Here is a 2,598-nt window from a genome sequence, read left to right as displayed (position 1 = left end):
CGGTGGCGGTGTTCGTCTTGGTTTTGAAGGTGGACAAACTCCATTGTTCCGTCGTGTACCAAAACGTGGTTTCTTGAATGTAAACCGTAAAGAATACGCGATTGTTAACCTTGACCAATTAAATGTCTTTGAAGATGGTGCGGAAGTAACTCCAGTTGTTCTCATCGAAGCAGGTATTGTAAAAGCTGAAAAATCTGGTGTTAAGATTCTTGGTAACGGAGAATTGACTAAGAAGTTGACTGTTAAAGCAGCTAAATTCTCTAAATCAGCTGAAGAAGCTATCACTGCTAAAGGTGGTTCAGTCGAAGTCATCTAAGAGAGGTGACCTATGTTTTTCAAGCTATTAAAAGACGCACTTAAAATAAAACAAGTACGGTCTAAGATTTTGTTCACACTGTTCATTATCTTAGTTTTCCGTATTGGTACAACTATAACCGTTCCAGGAATTAATGCGAAAGCATTGAACAGTTTAAGCGATTTACCTTTCTTAAACATGCTTAGTTTGGTTTCAGGGAATGCCATGCGTAACTTCTCTGTTTTTGCTCTCGGAGTTAGCCCTTACATCACGGCTTCGATCGTGGTTCAGCTCTTGCAAATGGATTTGCTTCCAAAATTTGTAGAGTGGGGCAAGCAAGGGGAAGTCGGACGGAGAAAGCTGAATCAGGCAACTCGCTATATTTCTCTGGTATTGGCCTTTGTCCAATCCATCGGGATTACAGCTGGGTTTGCGACTTTGTCGAGAACCAAATTAGTAGCGAATCCAAATTGGCAAACCTATCTTTTGATTGGTGCCCTCCTCACGACAGGTTCAGTTATTGTGACTTGGTTAGGAGAGCAAATCACAGATAAGGGTTATGGTAATGGTGTATCCATGATTATCTTTGCAGGGATTGTATCTGGTATTCCTGGTATGATCAAAGGGATCTATGAAGATTACTTTGTTAATATCCCGAGCGATCGACTCAATTCGTCTATGATTTTCGTTGGGATTTTAATTGTTGCAGTTTTGGTGATTATCTATTTCACAACCTTTGTGCAACAAGCTGAGTACAAAATTCCAATTCAATATACGAAGATTGCTCAAGGTGCCCCTTCAAGTTCCTACCTACCGTTAAAAGTGAATCCTGCTGGTGTTATCCCAGTTATCTTTGCAAGTTCGATTACAGCTGCTCCAGCAGCTATCTTCCAATTTGTAAGTGCTATGGGCTATAACGCATCATGGGTTCGGACGGCGCAGGCGCTTCTGGCGACTACAACCATCAGTGGTATGTTTACCTATGCTCTGTTGATTATTCTCTTTACTTTCTTTTATACGTTTGTACAAATTAATCCTGAAAAGACAGCAGAGAATTTACAAAAGAGTGGAGCCTACATCCCAGGTGTTCGTCCAGGTAAGGGAACGGAAGAATATATGTCTAAATTGCTTCGCCGTTTGGCGACAGTTGGCTCACTTTTCCTAGGGGTTATCACACTCATTCCGATCCTAGCCAAAGATCTTTTCGGTCTGACCGATGCAGTTGCTCTTGGAGGAACTAGTCTTCTTATCATCATTTCAACAGGTATTGAAGGAATGAAACAGTTGGAAGGTTATCTTCTGAAGCGTAAGTATGTCGGATTTATGGATACTACAACAGAATAGAAATAGGTTGACTTAGTCAACCTTCTATTTTGTTTTTAAAAAAGTTTATTAAGTGTTTTAATAGATTGCTTTAAAAACAAAAAAGGAGACAAAACATGAATCTTTTGATTATGGGCTTGCCAGGCGCAGGCAAGGGAACACAAGCAGCCAAAATTGTGGAACAATTCCACGTGGCACATATTTCAACTGGGGATATGTTCCGTGCTGCTATGGCTAATGAAACAGAAATGGGTGTTTTAGCGAAATCCTACATTTCTAAAGGTGAGTTGGTGCCGGATGAAGTGACAAACGGAATCGTGAAAGAGCGCTTGGCACAGGATGATATTAAAGAAACTGGTTTCTTGTTGGACGGTTATCCAAGGACAATTGATCAAGCCCATGCTTTGGATCAAATCCTTGCGGATCTGGGCATCCAACTTGACGCAGTTATCAATATCGAAGTCAATCCAGATAGTTTGTTAGAACGTTTGAGTGGACGGATTATCCACCGTGAAACAGGGGAAACCTTCCACAAAGTTTTCAACCCACCAGTGGATTACAAAGAAGAAGATTACTATCAACGTGAAGACGACAAACCTGAAACAGTAAAACGTCGTTTGGATGTTAATATCGCTCAAGGCCAACCAATTATTGATCATTACCGTGCTCAAGGATTCGTTCACGACATTCAGGGCAATCAAGAGATTGAGGCAGTCTTCTCAGATATCGAAAAAGTCTTGTCAAATTTAAAATAAAAGCGTTTTTCCCGCTTGCAATATTTGACAAGTAGTGATACAATGAGTTAGTCTGACTTATAATTGTTACCTCTGTGCTCAGAGGAATCTATCGAAATTTAGGGAGGTGCTTTTGCGTGGCAAAAGACGATGTGATTGAAGTCGAAGGCAAAGTAGTTGATACGATGCCGAACGCAATGTTTACGGTTGAACTTGAAAATGGACATCAGATTTTAGCAACAGTTT

The 2,598-nt window shown here is 40.6% G+C and carries 3 protein-coding genes and 1 pseudogene; all 4 read left to right on the top strand.

Annotation, left to right across the window (positions count from 1 at the left end; translation table 11 throughout):
- Window positions 1-316 (top strand): 50S ribosomal protein L15 (gene rplO, locus Q0191_RS01690; protein WP_297663244.1); only part of this gene is annotated, 316 nt, incomplete at its 5' end.
- 12 nt (window positions 317-328) lie between these two features.
- On the top strand, window positions 329-1,639 hold the full coding sequence (gene secY / locus Q0191_RS01685; RefSeq protein WP_297663242.1) for a preprotein translocase subunit SecY: 1,311 nt from the start codon (window positions 329-331) through the stop codon (window positions 1,637-1,639).
- A gap of 95 nt (window positions 1,640-1,734) precedes the next feature.
- Complete coding sequence (locus Q0191_RS01680) at window positions 1,735-2,373, top strand: adenylate kinase (RefSeq protein WP_297663240.1); 639 nt, start codon at window positions 1,735-1,737, stop codon at window positions 2,371-2,373.
- A 116-nt stretch (window positions 2,374-2,489) separates the two neighbouring features.
- Window positions 2,490-2,598: pseudogene (locus tag Q0191_RS01675) on the top strand (translation initiation factor IF-1); the annotation flags it as partial.

This window comes from uncultured Streptococcus sp., assembly GCF_938036805.1.
Taxonomy (GTDB): domain Bacteria; phylum Bacillota; class Bacilli; order Lactobacillales; family Streptococcaceae; genus Streptococcus.
Note: the sequence above shows the minus strand (reverse complement) of the source record. Positions and strands in the feature narration are given on the sequence as shown.